Annotated in this window: 14 protein-coding genes; 1 reads left to right on the top strand and 13 read right to left on the bottom strand. The window is 60.6% G+C overall.

Going from position 1 to position 17,011, the window contains the following annotated elements:
• Nucleotides 1-686 precede the first annotated feature (686 nt).
• From NUV99_01045 to NUV99_00995, 11 genes are all read right to left on the bottom strand, one after another.
• On the bottom strand, nt 687-1,301 hold the full coding sequence (locus NUV99_01045) for a hypothetical protein (protein MCR4418727.1): 615 nt from the start codon (nt 1,299-1,301) through the stop codon (nt 687-689).
• 16 nt (nt 1,302-1,317) lie between these two features.
• Nucleotides 1,318-1,986 (bottom strand): hypothetical protein, encoded by a 669-nt coding sequence (locus NUV99_01040; protein MCR4418726.1) that lies wholly within the window; start codon nt 1,984-1,986, stop codon nt 1,318-1,320.
• Nucleotides 1,987-2,357: 371 nt separating this feature from the next.
• Nucleotides 2,358-2,483, bottom strand: a complete 126-nt coding sequence (locus NUV99_01035; GenBank protein MCR4418725.1) for a hypothetical protein — start codon at nt 2,481-2,483, stop codon at nt 2,358-2,360.
• A gap of 539 nt (nt 2,484-3,022) precedes the next feature.
• A complete protein-coding gene (locus NUV99_01030; GenBank protein ID MCR4418724.1) occupies nt 3,023-3,751 on the bottom strand; it encodes a hypothetical protein in 729 nt (242 codons plus the stop codon).
• A gap of 114 nt (nt 3,752-3,865) precedes the next feature.
• Nucleotides 3,866-4,774 carry a hypothetical protein gene (locus NUV99_01025; protein ID MCR4418723.1) on the bottom strand — a complete coding sequence of 303 codons (909 nt, stop codon included), beginning with the start codon at nt 4,772-4,774 and terminating at the stop codon, nt 3,866-3,868.
• A 12-nt stretch (nt 4,775-4,786) separates the two neighbouring features.
• Nucleotides 4,787-4,939, bottom strand: a complete 153-nt coding sequence (locus NUV99_01020) for a hypothetical protein (GenBank protein MCR4418722.1) — start codon at nt 4,937-4,939, stop codon at nt 4,787-4,789.
• 596 nt (nt 4,940-5,535) lie between these two features.
• Nucleotides 5,536-6,195 (bottom strand): WYL domain-containing protein, encoded by a 660-nt coding sequence (locus NUV99_01015; GenBank protein MCR4418721.1) that lies wholly within the window; start codon nt 6,193-6,195, stop codon nt 5,536-5,538.
• 714 nt (nt 6,196-6,909) lie between these two features.
• The gene (locus NUV99_01010) at nt 6,910-7,332 is read right to left on the bottom strand and encodes a hypothetical protein (protein ID MCR4418720.1); all 423 of its coding nucleotides are present in this window, start codon (nt 7,330-7,332) and stop codon (nt 6,910-6,912) included.
• 539 nt (nt 7,333-7,871) lie between these two features.
• The gene (locus NUV99_01005) at nt 7,872-8,645 is read right to left on the bottom strand and encodes a hypothetical protein (GenBank protein ID MCR4418719.1); all 774 of its coding nucleotides are present in this window, start codon (nt 8,643-8,645) and stop codon (nt 7,872-7,874) included.
• A gap of 364 nt (nt 8,646-9,009) precedes the next feature.
• Nucleotides 9,010-11,760: an AAA family ATPase gene (locus tag NUV99_01000; protein MCR4418718.1), complete on the bottom strand. Its 2,751-nt coding sequence runs from the start codon at nt 11,758-11,760 to the stop codon at nt 9,010-9,012.
• Complete coding sequence (locus NUV99_00995; GenBank protein MCR4418717.1) at nt 11,757-12,677, bottom strand: hypothetical protein; 921 nt, start codon at nt 12,675-12,677, stop codon at nt 11,757-11,759. Before NUV99_00995 ends, NUV99_01000 begins: the two co-directional genes overlap by 4 nt.
• Before the next feature lie 65 nt (nt 12,678-12,742).
• On the opposite strand from NUV99_00995, the gene NUV99_00990 reads away from it, so the two are divergent.
• Nucleotides 12,743-12,880, top strand: coding sequence for a hypothetical protein (locus NUV99_00990; protein MCR4418716.1), 138 nt, complete (start codon nt 12,743-12,745; stop codon nt 12,878-12,880).
• 392 nt (nt 12,881-13,272) lie between these two features.
• On the opposite strand, the gene NUV99_00985 is transcribed toward NUV99_00990, so the two are convergent.
• Both NUV99_00985 and NUV99_00980 read right to left on the bottom strand, forming a co-directional pair.
• Nucleotides 13,273-13,773: a hypothetical protein gene (locus NUV99_00985; protein MCR4418715.1), complete on the bottom strand. Its 501-nt coding sequence runs from the start codon at nt 13,771-13,773 to the stop codon at nt 13,273-13,275.
• A 231-nt stretch (nt 13,774-14,004) separates the two neighbouring features.
• Complete coding sequence (locus NUV99_00980; GenBank protein MCR4418714.1) at nt 14,005-17,001, bottom strand: hypothetical protein; 2,997 nt, start codon at nt 16,999-17,001, stop codon at nt 14,005-14,007.
• Between the last annotated feature and the right edge of the window lie 10 nt (nt 17,002-17,011).

Raw genomic sequence — 17,011 nt, 5'->3', positions numbered from 1 at the left:
GACCGCGGTCCACCGATACCTGCTGCCGGCCCTCTACGCCCCCTGCCGGAAGTTCGCTGCAAACCGCCAGTCCTCCTGGCCGTCCGCGCCCGATCCCTGATCCTGCGCAGTTGCCGGGCGAGCCCGGGCCGCCCGCCGCATTTCCCCACCGTGACGACTATGCCTTTGATCCGCTCCTGCCACCGCACGTAGAACTCCGGGGCCTCGAGGAGCCGCTTCCACCTTTCCTCCGGATCCTTGGGTTGCCAGATCCAGTGGTCTCTGTGAATGCATACCCTCAACTGCGGCCTGGACGGGTAAATACCCCTCAGAGCTGCCCTCCGGGAGGGGGGCTCTCCCTCACAGCCTTGCAGCACAAGGCCTTGAGCCCTCTCAAGAGCCCTTCCTGAGCTCAGGGAGCAATTTCCAACCTACAGGGGAGCTCTCCCTGGATGGATTGTCGGCCTCAAACCGTTGTGGCTTAGGGGCTTAGCCCTGAGCTTCCCCACCCTTCACCGAGGTAGCGGTCTGGGACCTAACGCAACTGGGTCGCTGCGGCCCGCGCCCTTCTGTGCATTTTGATTTCGTTCGCCTGTATTGGCGGGAACATTGAGCCAGATTGACGTCGGCGCCGAATCTTGCTACTACCGCCACTCTACAGCCTGAGGAGCATCGGACGTGGAAGCCCCCCTTCTCTGCCGGCAAACCTAAGTCTCTGACTTCGCAGGAGCCGCTAACAAGGCAGGAATGCCCCCGGCACGTTTGGCCATGTTAAGGAAGGCTGAAACGGCCATATCGATCGATCCCTCTATCGTCTCCTCCACTTTCTCGAGCGGAATATCTGAACTCATGGAGGCCATAGGGGCAGAAACATGCACCTCATACGGCCAACCGGGTGCTTTCTCTATCTTTACCCCCTGGCCAATCTCACCGGCAGCTACGGACAGGAGGTTCCTGAGTACGTTATCCTGTTTATATGCGGCGCTTACACGCACGCCAATAAAGGCTCCCAACTGGGCGGACCTAGGGGGCTGCGGTGGGATCCACTTTATTCCCCATCTAATGCCCCATGTTTCAGGGGCTCCGTATGCCGCTCCAACTCCGAGGGCCGGCGCCGGCACAAGATCCTTTTCTGCCTTGATATCCTGATCGGTAAGACCGGGCTGCCCAGCCGCGTCTCTCAGATCATCCAGGTGTCTAACCATCACCTGCCGGGCAAGCTCCTCAACCAGTTCCTCGAAGGCCCTCATCGCTTCCCTCGCTGCCGGGTAGCTCTTCAAACCTTCGGCAAGCAGCTCTAACCTCGGGTCAACGTCGGTCATTGTCGTACCCCCCCCATCACAATAGTTGTCTGAAGTAGTTGGTGGCCGCCATTACTTCACTCCTTCGCACCAGCGCCGTGAGACTTTCATCACCTCTTTCAAGCCAGACTAAGGAGGGGAGACCAAGCAGGTTCTGCTCTACCGCTCCCACGAAACCACCGGTAAGCGCGGCGAGAGTCGGCCGCCCTTCAGCAGCCAGTTCAGGTATCAGGCGGCGCAGACGGCGGCAGATGGCACCCCAGGTGACGAGTTCGAAATCTCCTTCATAGAGGTGCCTGTCTCCGCCGGTCGCCAACAGATACGCTTTCCGGATAGGGAATGGCTGGCTGTCCAACCACTGTCTGTACCCTCGGTTCTTGCCCAAGTCTGCCCACTCGGCCCAGACCACCTTCACCTCGACGAGGATAATCGCCTCCTCTCCGATACGAATGACGCAGTCAAGCCGGCCGGAGCGGCCGGGATGCCCCTCAGGTACCCACACCTCGCGTTCAACTGAGCACCGCTGGTCGGAAAGTGAGAATCCCGGCATCTCCTCCCCCCATAGAACATAGCCGACGTGACGGGCCGAACCCAGTTGTTCCAGGATCCACACCAACCAGTCGGAATAAGCTTCCTCCCTGTCCTCGGCAAGCCACCTGTGTAAGGGAAAGGCCATTTTCAAAGGTTCCTCAAGGGGATGCAGCATCTCCTCCGACCGTCTGACAAGCGCTTGCAGTCGCCGAGCCTGTGCGGCCGCATAGCTGGTGGCCGGACGTATCAGGTGGTGAAGGGCATCCCATGTTGCACCAAGGCCCCTTTTTCCGGGCCACCTGCCCAGTGTGGCCCACCTCCCGAGGAGCTTGGCGGAGGATGTTTGACCAATCGCTGAACTCCAAGTGTGTTCGGCCAGAGACGCCCACTGCGCCATTATCGTCGCCGCAGACGGTGGTGTAGGGTATTGGCCGCGCATGATTGCCTCACCCTTCCGCAAGTTAGGAAATATTGCCGCCATTTAACAGGAGCCATTAGCCGAAGCCGGAAGAGACACCAGTTGCAACCCGGTCGGGGCTAGGGCTCCTACAACGCTGCATTGGCGTAGAGCCCAACCACCTCCTCAAGTCGCTGTCGCAGCCCCTCTTCGGGGTTCGGCGGCCGCTGCGGCGGCTTTCGGTCGGTGATGATGTAGCTCAGAGATAAGATCACTCTCTCTCCCGACAGGTTGCCCTTCTTCGCACCACTCAGCCCGATAGGGGTATTCCCCTCCCTGACCATCTCCAGCGTCAGCTCAAACTTGTTAATGTCTACTATGCCTAGCTTAGTACTACGTTGCGGCCATCCAGAATCCTTCCTCTCTGGAAAACATCGTGCCAAAAACTGGTCAGGATCCCGAGCTGAGGTATGTCCTTCATGAAGGTTACCAGCACAAAGGGTGATAGCGCTTTATCCCAGTTTGGGTCGATCTACAGCCTGGCCTGGCCTTGCCCCGTCCACCGGCTCCCGTGTTCCAGCAGAAACACCATGCAGTAGTACACCCGCTGCGGGCGAAAGGCCACCAGTTCGCCTTTTGGGGGCGCGAACCTCGGCCTAGGCGGAGTAACGCTCCACGACGGGACCCACCTTGGAGTACCCACAGCCCTCAATAACGCTAAGACTGCAATCCTCAGGAAGGAGGACGCCCCTGTGGTAGGCCAGACAGTACTGCTCACCTATCAGCCGTGGCCCATACGCCTTCTGCTAGTTACTCACCTGAACTCGGAACTGTCGATCTGTACAGGCTCAGACCTCAGCTTCTTCCAGGGCCCTGAATAGCTCTCTCCTTCAAACAGGTCCACCTGCCACTTCTTTTCGTAGGCAGTTAATATGGCGATCGCATTAGAACTTGTATACCCCACGCTACCCCTCAAGATAACGGGGCCCCTGGTGTACCCGGCGGGGATAGATTCCAACACCTCTATGGCCTCGTCGGTAATGACCCCCTCTTCGTCAAGGAAGAGGGCCTTAAGGTATAGCTTCTCGATCTCCTGCTGCCCTGTGTTCTTGATATTCATTTTGATTGCGGGCACCCATAAGACTCCTTCGAGGGCCGTTGCTCCCCGCGAGGTCTTCGTCCAGTAGGCCTTGAGTTCGGTAATCTCGTAACTCGCCGACACCTGTGGCACGGTATCGGAAGCGCCTGGCTCGGACTGAGGGCGTTCCGGCACCGGCTCAGGGGCAGGTTGCGGTTCTTCAACTTGTGCCGGTAGCTCGCTCACTTGGCCTTGTTGTTCTGATTGATTATCCGCCGCTACCTGTGCCGCTGGCTGAACAACCGTAGGTTGCTCTCCAGCAAAGAGGCCTATCAACAAAAAGAAAAGGAACAGGTACCCCACTACGGCAACCACCATTTTCCACCGCTTCCCAGAACGAAACCCCGGTATTCTTCTCAAGAAGGGCTTGCGAAACCCCTCCCCTGTGGGCCCGGCGCTGTTCATACCTCTCCTCTTCCTCCTTTGGCCATAGTCCTCACGCCATCAACAACCAGGGACCAAACGGAACACGTTACCCTCCCCGCAATAGGGCGGCCCGCTATCCAGGCTAGCCGCACCTCATTCGCAGGCCATGTACAGCAGCGCCTCCTTCGCCCCCTGGCAGCCGAGCACCGGGTAGGCGTCGCGCATCCTGGTCAGGTTGAGGTAGGCGTCAGGTTTCTCGGCGAAGGCGCCGTCCTTTTTGAGATACACTCCATACAGCCACCCGTTGGTAACGATCAGCCTGGTACAGGCTTCCCCTCTCCCCCGCCGACCACGGATTCCAGCTTCGCCTGAGCGCATGGCCAGGGAAAATTCTCCGCACGGTTTCACTTCCACCACTGCCGTGAGTCCTCTTTCCTCCCGTGGCAGGCAGGCGAAGAGGGCCACGTCGGCGCCGTTCCAGTCCACAGCCATCTTCTCCGGTGTCCAGCCCAGGGCGGTAAGGAGCGGCACCACCAGGCGGGCGGTAACCTCGGCCTTCGAGGGGCAACGCGTACGCTGATACCACCCGGCGAGCCGGGCCACCTTACCCGTCCGTCCCTCCAGGTTTTCGACGACCCCCTGGGCTACCCCGCGTTCGAATAGATAGCCCGAGATCTCCGCCCAGCTACTGTCCCTAGAGGCTGCAGGCAACTCCCGCAGCGGCCGCCGCCACGTCTCCGGGTCGACGGCCAGGCTCTGGAGCCACTCCAGGACCGGTTCCACGTCCGTAACCTGCGCGGTCCAGCCGGGCTGGAAGGTACGGCGGGCAAAGCGCCGGGGAGCGCCATCGTATTTCCACAGCCAGCGTACCCGCCTCACGTGCTGGTAGTCCCAGCCGTCGATGTCGCCGAACTCCTCGTTCCAGGTGTAGCCGCCGACCACGACCCCCACGCCGTACACGTTGCTGGTACCCGCCTGCAGCACCACTATATCGCCTTCCCGCAGCTCTTCGCAGAAACGGCGGAGGTCGCCAAGCTTGCGCTCGACGTATGCCGTAGGCAAAGGTGAGGCTTCCTAGGCGGACCGTAAGCGTTCCAGGCAGGCGGGCCACGGCCCTTCCGAGCCCGGGCCGTTCAGGACCACGTCCCATTCCAGGCATAGGTCCGCCCAATGGCAGTCCTCGTCCCCTGCGCTGACCTGCCAGATCTTCCGGCCAAAGACGTCCATAGGAGGCCGACCCCCTCGCTCACCTGCAATAGTCTTTGTAATCTGCCGGGGCTCTCGCGGGCCCGCGCGGGGGCAACGGAACCTTCCTCACCGGTGGGTTCCTCCGCCGATGGGTTGCCGTCACCTTCGCCGCTTTACGCCGCACTCTCCAGGGCGCGAACCCCGAGGCAACTCCGGCAGCGGACACGACAGCCTTCTCCTCGTGACGTACCCCAAGTTCGGTTTCTCCTTCCTCGAGAATAGCCAGGCACGTGGACACTAATGTGTCCTCCAGTTGGGCGGTGCGAAAAGTTGTTCCCCGCGCAGTGAAAACGGCTCCCTGCGCCTCCCCACCCCTACTTCACCCGCCGCAGTTAGCGCCGGGGGCGCGGGCCGTCCCCGGTTTGGCCGCCATCTCGCGCCTCACTTCTTCCGCCAGGCCAGCAGGGCGACCGCAAAGTAAGCGGAGCGAGCGGGGAGAACCGAACGCCGATTTCGGTGGAGAAACCTTCTCGGAGGGCTGGGAGCAGGTCCTCAAGGACACCTCCGCCCCTCACGTCAGGTAGACGAGGTGCTCGCCGTCGCAGGCGAAGCCGCGCCCCGTTTTTCGCCACGCTTCATGCCCCGCCCACGCCCTGCGGCGCCGAGCCGGCAGGTCCGGGAGCCTTCCGGTAAAGGCCTAGGGTTTCCTCCAGGACCGCGGCCAGTTCCTCCCTCAGCCACCCGGGCTCAAGGACTTCCAGGGAGGCGCCCCAACCCAAAAGCCAGGGAATCATCTCCGCCGCGCCGCTCACCTCAAAGCGCACCTCCAGGCCCCCGCCGGGCAGCTCCGCCACGGTCTGGCTCTCGTGGTACCTGGTGACGCGGAACTTGTGGGCGAGTCCCGGGCTCACCCGCAGCCGCACCGTCTCCGGCGGGCCGGGCTCTTCCTCCGTCCAGACGCCCCAGGCGTGGGCGTAGGCGTCCCGCAGTGAAAAGCCTTCGGGGATAGCATAGGTGCTGTTCTCGACCAGGTCGAGGCGCTCCATGTGGTCCAGGCGGAAGACCCGCCTCTCCCCGGCGGCGAGGCAGCGGCCCGCCAGGTACCAAACCCCGTGCCGGCAGAGAAGGCCGTACGGCTCCACCTCGCGCTCGGTCACCTGCCCGTCCGAGGCGCGGCGGTAGGAGAAACGGACCCTCTTGGCCAGGCGGATGGCCTGGAGGATCCCCTCCACCAGGCGGGCGTTGCGGTGCGGGCTGGCCGGGCCGTAGCCCGAGACGTACACGTAGCGATCCATTTCCCGCCTGAGGCGCCGCCACTCGGCCAGGCGCTGGAGCACCGTCTCAAAGACGAGCTTCATCAGCACCTCGAACTGGTCCGGCAGGAGGTGGCGCTGCTGCGGGTACAGGCTTAAGGCGAGCAGGAGCGCCAGCCCCGGGTCCAGGCGCGGGGCGGCCAGATCGCGGGTGAATACGTAGACGCGGCGGCCGTCCTTCTCGCGGGCCTCGATGGCGCGCGGCTCCCGCGGGAGGTCCTCCTCTTCTTCATCGTAGGCCAGCGGGTCGAAGAGAAGATTGATGCGACGGATAATGCGCCGGATGGTCCTCTCGCTCGGCTCCTGGTCCTTCACCTCCCGGTAGGCCTCCTTGAGCTCCTCCATGGTGGCACCGCCTTCGGGCGTCTTCTCGATCACGGCGAGCAGGACCTTAATCACTGCCTCCGGGTGGTCGCGGCTGCGCGGGTAGGGCATGGCGGCTGACCTCCTTTCCGTTCTCCAGAGGAAACATGCCACGCGATTCCTTCGCCTGACGGCAGCGCTCTCAGGCCCTGCCTGGCGACTGGCCGCTAATCGGAGAGTACTCTAGAGTGCGGACACCAGTGTGTCCGGCCGATGGGGAACCGTTGCTGAAGGGGGTGACGACCATCGCCTTCGCGGGAGTCCGCCAAACGCCTGAATGCCCACCTGATCCGGGAGGGCACTTCTCGGCCGTACTGATGTCCGCCCCGGCTATTACTTCAGCTTTACCAGCCCCGTCTGGGGATCCAGAAAGAAGAACTGCACGTCGCCAGCCAGACGGCCGTACCTCGCCAGCCACTCCTCGGGCACGCGCCGGTCATTGCCGAAAACAAGAAACTTGATCTCGCTGTTTGTCTTCTCCAGCAGCCACACATGCTCGGAGATGGTGGCGAATTTTGCCGGCGGTATCTGGGTGCCGCGCACGAGGGTGTAATACTTCGCGTCGCCGACGATCTTGCCGTCCGGGGACACCATGTCAAACTTCTTCGGCACATTCGGGAGCGTTCCCGGGTTCAACTCCACGCCGAAGAATTCGCTCATTCTCCTGCGGGCCTGGGCCTCGAAGTCCTGCGCCCCGCCGGCCACCGAGTATTCGGAACCGTAGGCCCCATGCCCGCCGGGGTAATGACTGGCCACACTGTTCTCATCCCGTGTGGGCGCCACCGGGGGCGACAGCGTCGCCGCATTTTCTCGGGTGCAAGCACCCACGGACGCAGAGCCTGTCCCGGCACCCGCGGTCCACTCCCGGTACCACTCAAATAAGAAATGGTACCTAACAGGAATATCAGAAGCGTCCGGGCAGGTCTTACCGGATGCCCTGGACGGGTGGAAATCGTCCCCGGGCCGCCACAGTCTCCTGTAGCCTGGCCGGGTTTCGTAAAGCATCCGGTACTTAGCAGGATTTGGCGGCCTGTTGGCAACACAGTGCTGATCAACGTGAACCCTTACGCCGGGGCGCAGCTCTCCATAGATGTTTTCCCGAGCCACCCTGTTGACAATTTCTCCTGTGGAAAAATCTATACGATGTGGATTCTCATAGTGAAGCAAGGCACAGCCAATCCATACTTCGTCTGCCACCTTAATCGAATTAGCCAACCTGACCACCCCTTTGAACTAGCAAGGTTCTGCACAGGCCCATGGATGACGAACCTCTCGGAACCGCTCAACGTTTTCGACTAGCAGCACTCAGAAGGGGCTTGCTCCAGCGACAGCGGGTCGATTGTCGCCGGGACGTCTCTGAACGACCTGCGTATCCTCTCCGCATAGGCTGCCCCACCCACGTAGAATATTGTCCTGAAATCCCTGAGGGACACCTGGCCGCGCCAGCGTTTCTGAAACATGACCTGAGAATAGAGAGTTTCATCCGAGATCGGCCCGCTCTGCGGGTCATCAAAGGTAACATCGTAGTCGGCTATCGGTTGCCAGGGCTCAAGATACCCGTACCTGGCGCTCAGGATGAGCCACCGAAAGCCTCGGGACTCAATGCTGTTGTCCTCCAGCCACCGGACAAAGCGCTTGAATTCTGGCCCACAGTACGCGAATTGCGCCGGCACGTACGGCGGGGCTTCTGGATCCATTGACCAGACCTTGGTCCTCGTACAGGAAACAATCAGCAATGTTTTTGACGGGTCACATTCCCTGAGCCCTGGCGGACCTCCTCCCGCTTCACCCGCAGCCCATTTCGACCCCTCACGCCTCGACCTCACCCTATCTAGACCTGCCTGGGCCCTCATCTTGAACTGGGGCAGAGGAAACCGCTCACGAGCCACGCTGTACCAGTGCTCCGCCTCTTCATAGAGGCCACGCGACTCATACTCCTCGCCAATCGCATAGGCAACCATCCCGTCCTGCGTGTACTCGAATAACTTCTGAAGGCACTCGAGTACCTCTTCGGGACTTGATAGCCCCCGGCACCTAGCAATCTGCTGGTTAATGTCCTGCCAGCGCACTTTACGCTCCCCTCCCAATCCAGACCGCAAGATCCGTCAATGTTGTACGGGGCTCATGGCGCGGTCATCTCGGCGCCACCTTTTCCTATCTCCAGTAGTTGTAGGGCCTTCCCTGACCGCCGGTTGTACCTCTGCCCGGAGCAAACTCACCCTTAAGCCACCTGACAAAATTGTTGGCATGCACGATATAGGTCCTCTTGGTGGACGGCCTCAGTTTAGACTGCTCCACTTCGCGTTCATACCGTTTTAGGGCTTCTGTTACCTGATGTAGTGCTTCCGCCGGGATTTGCCTCATACGGACACCCCCCGTTCATATTCCAACCCTCTCTCGACCCTGCCTATCGGCAGGACCGTGGCTCCCCCGCTAGCCGGCGCTGCCCCTCAACGGGACCGCCTTTGAGGCAACCGACGCCAGATCGATAAGGTTCCGGGTTATTCCCGAATACCTCGCCGGATGGCAGGTGAGGAGAATCAGCTGAACCCTCTGTGAGGCTTCTTGGAGTATGAAACGGAATTCGCGAAGCCGTCCGGCGTCGGTGTTTACCAGACGGTCGTCAAGGACCACCACCTGGGGCTCGCGCTCGGATATTACCCAGCCGATGGCAAGACGCACCAGCACATTCAGCTGCTCCCGCGTGCCGTACGAAAGCTCCTGCAGGGGGACGCGAACCTCCCAGGGAAGGGCTCTCACCCGTACCGGAATGAGCTCCTCCGAGAATTCAACCCCCGCGTACGCGGTGCCGGTAACGCGGCTGAGCCAGGCATCTACCTGCCGCTTGACCGGCGTCACCAGAACCTGAAGCTGCGCATTCTTGTGGTCGGCAACCAGGTTGTCCAAAAGCCTCCATGCCTGCGCGTCCCGGTTGAGGCGTTCCACTCTCTGCCTGAGGCAGTTGAGTTCCGCCTCTAGGTTGCCTTCCTTCTGGTATAAGTCGAGACCGCCGGCATCCACCAGGGCCCCCTGGATCTTGGCGGCCTCCACGTTCGCCCTGTTCAGCTGCTCCTGGAGGGTCTCAACCTGCCTCTTAAGGGCCTCGTGCCGCTTCCTGGGCTGATCTTCCTTTTCTTCTTTCTCCCCTTCAAGGACTTCGTAAGCCCTTCGCTTTTTCTCCAGCTCGGCGGCAGCCTGCGAGAGAGCTTTATCCCGGGCCGCATCCGATTCGAAGCCGTCTTCGGCCCTGAGCCGGGTCAGTTCCTCCTGCTTTTGCTGCACGACCTGGGCCAGACCGGAGATCTCCGCCCTTACCCCGCTGAGCTCCTCGCTCAGGTCGTCAATTCTCTGCGCCGAGGCCTTCTCTTCCAGGTCCGCGATGGCTTCGTCCAGTTCTTTCAGCCGCTGTTCAAGCGAAGCCAGGACCTCGCGCAGGTATTCGGAAGCCCGGCCTTCCCATTCCGGTCTTGCCGGGGCTGACTCCAGCCGCTCTTCCAGGACCGCCAGTTCGCCCTTCAGACTGGAAATCTCCTGGCGTAGCTGCTCAGGGTTCCCCCCGTGACGCAAGCCCTCCAGACGCGCCCTGAGGTTATGGATGCGGTTCTGGTAGTTCTGGCGCTCCCGGTGTTTTTCTTCCAGTTCGTCCGGACTGGTGACGCCAAACCGGGCCAGCAGCTGCCTGAGACTCTCGCGGTTACTCTCCAGCTCCTCCAGTGCCTGCCGCGCCTGCTCGCTTCCGCTGGTGATGGTGAAACTTATCAGATCGGGCAGCTCTACCTCCAGCCTCGTTCCCGCGTGGAAACGGTGCGGCAGGTCTTTATCCAGGGTGACCGTTTCCGCATGGCGATCGTCCAGGGCAAGCCGTAAGGCTACCTGCTGTTTGGCAGCGAATTCCACGGTCAGGCCCTGGGCCTGCAGGATCGCCTCCCCTTCCCGCACCTTTCTATCCAGTTCGCGCGCCCGTCGCACGTTTTCCTCGCCGGGGCATACCGAGGCAGCCAGAGTCTCCTCGATCTTGCCGATCTCAGCCAGGGTAGCTTCGGCACTTTGGAGATCCCTGCACAGGCCCTCAATCTGGCCCTTTACCTCGCGCGCGCGGAGGATATCGCGCAACGTGCCGGCTTCCTTCCCCACTCCCCGGCGTTCGGTTCGCTTGCCTTCCAGGGCCCTTACCAATTGCTCCCGGGCGGACTTTTCCGCCGCAATCTCCCTTTCCAGTTCCTTTAAGCAGGCTTCAAGGGTTTCTTTATCCTTCCGGGCTGCCTCGATGGCCTCGCCGGCCTCCTTTACGGCCTTTACCCGCCTGGAAAGGGCGGCATAGTCCCTTTCGGCGCGGTCGACCTGGTTTTTGAGGTCCAGCCGCAGCTGCATGTGCTCCTGAGCTGCCTTGAGTTCTTCTTCCGATTGCTTGAGGCCCTCAGTAGCCTCCAGGTAGCCGGCCTCTATCTCCCGGATCTCCTCCTGCCGCCTGGCAAGCTCCTGGATTTTATCTTCCAGTCTCTGCCGCTGCTCCCTTACCTCCCGGTAGCGTTCCTCCGTATCCCGGAGCTCGCTTATGGCTCTGTCCAGTTCCCCGCCCGTCCTGGGATCTCCCCTAACCTCGGTGAGGAGCTGGTGGTGCTCCTCGCGGATGCGGAGCTCAAGAGCGGTCGTCTCCGCCGTCTGGGTCGCCGTTCCCAGGACGGCCTCGAGGGTGTCGGTGACTTCGCGGTTCCAGGCCGAGGGAAGCTCTTCACTGCCTTGGGGAACCCACAGAGCCTGAATGATGCCGTGGTGCTGCGATTTGCTGAGCCCGGCGCCGGGCATTCTTCCGCCGATCAGTTCCAGTACCCTGCGGTCGGCCGCGTCGCCTTCGGCAATCAGCTGCCACTGTCCGTTTACCAGCTGCGACAGCTGGCTGGAAGGTTGGGCCAGGAACCGCTTGCGGATCCGGTAGTATCGGTCACGGGTCCTAAAAGTGACGCATACCTCGGGCGCCAGGCTGCTGCCCCAGGGCTGCAGGGCTTCGACCGCCTGCCCGCCCGCGGTGTGCCTGTCGAACAGGCCCCGGATGGCGGCTTCTATCAGGGTCGATTTGCCGGACTCGTTGGGGCCGACGATTACGGTGATGTCGGCGTCGAAGTTGAGCTCTACTTCGCCCCTGAAACCCCGCCAGTTTCTCAGAGCAAGCCTGGTGAGCCTCACCTTGACCCCTCCTTTCCCAGAACGTAGAGAAGCTCAAGTGCCCGCCGCGCCACCGACGGGTCGATCTGGGCGTACTTGCGCGCTATGTCGTTACGGATCCTGCCTTCGGAAAGCTCCAGGAGGTCCAGCGCCGCCTCGGCCACGGGGCCAGCGGGAAGGAGTCCCTCCAACTCTTGGACTGAGGCGGCAGGCCTCAACTCCGAGCGGAGGTCGACGAAGTAGAGGAGGCTGGCGAGTTGGTCCTCGAATTCCCTCACCGCAGAGTAGGTGTCGAGGTCGGTGACCCCCTTGAGTTCCAGCCTCCACAGGGTGCTGGCGGGAGCGGGCAGTGCCACGGCTTGCCGCAGAAGGCGGTCGAGATCGTCTCTGGTGGCTACACTACACTCCTGCTGCTCCCAGGTGAGGGTCGCCACCCGGTGCGGGGTAACCTTCGGGGTTTCTCCCGGCCCGGCGATTTCGACCTCCAGCACCTGACCGGCGTCTTTCTCCTCAAAGCCGGTTGGCTCGGGTGTGCCGCTGTAAAAGGTCCGGTCGCCATAGGGGAAGTAGGAGTGCCAGTCGCCCAGGGCCAGGTAGTCCAGGTCGGATGCCGCCGCACGGTCGGGAAGAATGGGAAAGTTGACCTGGCGGCCCAGGATGTCGAGGCTCCCGTGGGCCACGCCAATACGGATGCTTCCCTCCGTTTCTTGATCCCGTTTCGGTATCCAGGCAGTGGGATCCATATTGCTGACTTTCTGTCCCAGGGGACAGGGATAGAGCAGGACGTCTCTCGCCGGCGATACCGGTACAACGTCCTTTTTGTCCAGGAAATGAATGTTGGGCGGCCGGTTCTTCCAGTCCGGTCTGTCCCAGACCCCGCCGCGAAGCAGGGGGTCGTGGTTTCCGGGCAAGACGAATACGTAAGGTAGAGTCTTCAAGAATACCGATTGCTTCCCTTACGACACTGGAGCCGACGGAATGGTCCTCGAAAAGGTCCCCGGCTATGACCACAAACTCGACCTTAAGCCTCCCGGCCAGTTCCATGATCCTGCGCGCCGTCTCCAACCGCACCTTCCTGGCATCCTCGGCCTTGTCCCCCAGGAAGGCGAGCTTCGCTCCCAACTGCCAGTCGGCCGTATGAATGAAGCGTACCACCAGCAACCACCCCCATTCAGAAAGCAAAATCTAACTGTTCAGCCAGAATAGCCGCTAACCAAACGCTACAGGTCACCGGATCCAACCTCAAAGAAATAATCGGAACACCCACACGCGATACTTCAGAACGCAATGTGATGTCAACTTGCCGCCTTAGTAGACCCCGGTACCGGCGCCGAAGGCTACACTTGCTGGAAAACATAGAACTCCGCCAGCCGACACCGACAGTACTAGATCGCGCGCTTCACGCCTTCTCAGATTTGGCCTGCCGGGTAGCAGCAGGAAATCGTGGCTGCTAATGCGCCCCATGCCTTGCACAAACCAAGCCCAAGGTTTAGAAAGGTCACCTCCCCGGAAGGCGTCCAGTTTCGACCTTAGTTAAGCGTTCAAGACCACTGGGGCTTCGCTGCAGATGCTGACGGAATCCACCTCGAAGACGTAGGAGAATCTTTTGGGATCCTTTACCAGCGGGTGGCGTCTCTGCACTAGGGGCGATTCTACCCTGGCGTGGGCGACCACCCCGGTTGCCGTGGCATAAACCCAGTCGCCCGCCTTGACTTTTCGGCCGAGGGATTTTTCGCTAACGGCGTAAACCCCCGCGCCGAGAAGTCGCCTTATCCATTCTTCTGCTGTGCCGGCGGCATCCGAAGCCACTGGCGCCAGGTAGTACTCCGTACTGGCACTTCCGGGCTCAAGTGCAGAATCGGTAGCGGACTGTTCAACGGATTCTTCCCCTGGCGGCTCCGCCCGCTCGCTGACGGCGCGGATTTCCTTCGCGACTAGGCCGGCCATGAGTTCGATCAGGGGATCTACCACCGGACCCGTCGACCGGAGGACGGTCAGAACGGCCTGGTGTTCCACTTCGTAATCAGCCAGCAATTCAGCCAGGGCGAGCAGCTAGTTGAAGATACGTCTGTGAAATCAAAGGCGTCCTGGAGCTTTGCCTGCGCGACTACCAGTGCGCTACTGGCCACGGCGAGTACACCTTGTAACTTATCTGCCAAATGCGCGGCTCGGGCGGCCGCGGGTACCGCAGTAGCGAACCGCCTGACGCAGGCCTGCCGAGCCAGGCTGGTCTGGCGGAGACCCAAAACACGAACGCGGTTCGGCTCAGAATCCATATCGCTCCCGGCGCAGCCGGAACGCCTCAGCGCTACCTTCCATAATGGTAGTCACAAGATCCTTGATTTGAGGCTGATCAATGCTCCCTGCTCCGAGGACGTTGCCCATGCGATTCTCGACCCCCAAGGCAACAATAAGTTCGGCGTCGCCGTTTACAGGGATGTTCGCATTGTGCGTTGCGACAATGATTTGGCGCGAGAATTTTCGCCGGCGTAGCAGGTTTACGACCACGTCATAAATGTATTGGTTATCCAAGTCAGCCTCTGGCTGATCAATAATAAGGGGTTCCTTACCCGCTGATAACAAGAGACTCAGAATCGCGGTACTCCGTTGCCCAACGGACCCAGTTATGATCGGCTTAAAGTCTCCCTCATGCCCCCGGACATGAGCCTCCACCGCGTCTTCGGGGAGAAAACGCTCCAATTCATCCAGCCGGATGCGGTCGCGGCGTTCAAGGGCTCGGAAGAAGTGCCCAGTCAATCGCAAGCCAGCGTCCGAGCCCAAGAGCTTTACGACGGCGGAGTCAGCCGCTTCCAGCGTACGCCCCCGCTGTTCCGTGGCTTCAATGTCTGTTCTCAAAGCTTTTACGAGTGCGGCGATTCGGTCTGGAACCTCACCGCCAATGGCGAAGACGTAGTCCACCAAGAGAATCCAGTCCCGCTCCTGCAGACCTGCCCCCGCGAACCACTCGTCGCGGCGGCTTTCAAAGTCGGCGCGATCGCCAAAAGGAATTATTTCAATGCGTATATCACTGTCCAACTCCTCAAGTACCCTTGCTTGCTCTCGTCGAAGAGCAACACGCTCCTCATGGAGTCTAATCAGCTTACTCCGTACCTCACGGATCTCGCGTTCTACTCGGTCGAGTTTCTGCGCGATCAAACGGAGGTTTGCTACTTCACGCTCAAGATCCGCCCGCTGTTGAAGGAGCCTTTCGTGGTGACTGAAGTCAATACCCTGCTCTTGCAGCTCCTCGCGAAGCCCCTCATATTCTTGCCGGATGCGATCGTAATCGGGCTGCCATTTGTCTGCGCGTTCCGTTCGAATCGCCTCTGCCAACTGGCGAAGCGCCACGGCTTGCGTACCGAACGCCTGACTAGTCTTGTTTAATTGTTCACGAATTCGCGCGGACACTTGATGCAGCCACGCAGACGACGGTGTCTGTGTAGGCACTTGAGGAAGACTTGCAGCCACCCGTTCCACACGGGCAGCCTGCTCGTCCAAGAGGTTAGCCTGGTTTGTGAGTTCTTCCAGCGCGGTATCTAGCCAGCGGAGTTCATCCTCGAAGGCCCGGAACTGGCCGATAACATCCTTCCGTCCTTCTTGTTCTAGGAATGCAATCTGATCGTTGACCTTTTGTAGCTCCGTTTCCCGTGCAGGGAGCGTCTTGTGCTGCTCTCTAAGTCGTGAACGCTCGGACTGGAGCTGCTGCATCTGTTCTATAGTCGCACGCCGGTCCTGTTCATTTCCAGCTAGCTGTTCCCTGCCTACGAGAGCGTCCAGCTCGGTACGCTGGGACGCCGGATCCTTGGCGATGCTCGCGATTTGGCCTTGTGAGAACACGTGCGGGGCGATAAGACTGCGTACGTCGAAAGCCACCTTTTGCTCGGATGGCTCGCCGGGATTCTGCACGATTTCAATGCCGGCGTGAGTCCGCCGGACCCTATACCGGCGCTCGGATACCACAATATCCGCCTCAAGCTCGAAATTAGGGAGAAGTGTTCCCTTGGTCTGCCCGAAGTCACGTTCGTCCTTATCTTTGAGGATCTCCAACACCTCGGAACGAACCTTCCGCATCTCTTCGCTCACTGCACCGCTGAAGTCTTCTTCGCGCGCACGATCGAGGGCATGACGCAGATACTCCACTACCGTGGACTTTCCAGTACCCCGCCCACCGATAAGCGTCGTAAGCCAGGGGCTTAACGGGATCTCCACCTCGTCGAGGAAATCTGTGTGTCGGATTCGGATCCGTTCGATGCGCGGATAACGTTGATCCGGAGGCCCGTCGGCCATTCTGCGCAGCCGAGATTCTGGGTCGAGAAGTGCCAGACGAATCCCTTCCAGGTCGGGGACTTCCATCTTGAGCCAGGTATACCGGGAGCCGATAGTTTCATAGCTGTGGGGGTCGGAGCACTCGACAAGCGGCCAGTACTTTTGCTCTCGGTAGCGGGCCTTTTGCTCCTCAGTAAGTTGGTCCCAGTTCTCCCCGCGACGCGCCGCTGTCCAGCGTAACAAAAGCTCCTTGAAGGCTTGTGGAAGCCGGTCATATGGTCTTTTCGTTTGGAAGCCATGCCAATCGCGCCGGGTGACAACCCGCTCCCGCAGGTTGCCTTTCATCTCATTCCAGAGGGTTGGAGCGACACTGGGTTCGGAGTCAGGGCCTGTCGTCTCCCTAATCACTCCTCTATCGTCATCCGCGTGAGCTGGGAGAACAACGAACTCCAGGTTTCGGTCGCCACTAGGTGGCCGACAGAACTCATAAAGCTTTGTCAGGAAATCGGTCACAGATTGTCCCGTGGCTCGGGGTGTACCTGTCTTGGGATCGAACCGATCATTGGGACCAAAAACATGGTGAATTGCGCGATCAATAACCTCAGGGTCGGTGTCGGCCGCAAAGACGACAAGGAAGTGGATCGGCCGCTCGCCGCCTACCGAGAATTCCACGCCTGGGAGAATCACCGGCATCAAGAGGCCCGATTCCCTGGCCTGTTTCGCCAGATCCTCGAAATATGGCTTCAGATACCAATAGCCGTCAACGCTGTTATGGTCCGTAAGCGCCACCAAATCGATCCCCGCGCCGTTCGCCGCTGCTCGGCACGCTTCTACGAAGCGCTCGGCAATTTCGGCAAGGCGTTCGCGTCTTGCCTCCTTGAACGACTCGATAGCCGCACGTAAGTCCTCACCAAACTTCTTCTCAGTGTCAAACGGCGTGTGCACATGCAGGTCACACCGGAACCAGCGTGCACCTGGTAACCTTAGATCACCCACCCATGTCCCC

The organism is Clostridia bacterium (genome assembly GCA_024653205.1).
Classification (GTDB): domain Bacteria; phylum Bacillota; class DSM-521; order Neomoorellales; family SLTJ01; genus JANLFO01.
The sequence above is the reverse complement of the archived record's forward strand: the minus strand, read 5'-3'. Positions and strand labels throughout refer to the sequence as shown.

Coding starts and splice junctions, on each gene's coding strand:
- NUV99_01045 (MCR4418727.1), bottom strand. CDS start 1,301: ATGACCGACGTTGACCCGAGGTTAGAGCTGCTTGCCGAAGGTTTGAAG.
- NUV99_01040 (MCR4418726.1), bottom strand. CDS start 1,986: ATGCTGCATCCCCTTGAGGAACCTTTGAAAATGGCCTTTCCCTTACAC.
- NUV99_01030 (MCR4418724.1), bottom strand. CDS start 3,751: ATGAACAGCGCCGGGCCCACAGGGGAGGGGTTTCGCAAGCCCTTCTTG.
- NUV99_01020 (MCR4418722.1), bottom strand. CDS start 4,939: ATGGACGTCTTTGGCCGGAAGATCTGGCAGGTCAGCGCAGGGGACGAG.
- NUV99_01015 (MCR4418721.1), bottom strand. CDS start 6,195: ATGGATCGCTACGTGTACGTCTCGGGCTACGGCCCGGCCAGCCCGCAC.
- NUV99_00990 (MCR4418716.1), top strand. CDS start 12,743: ATGACCACAAACTCGACCTTAAGCCTCCCGGCCAGTTCCATGATCCTG.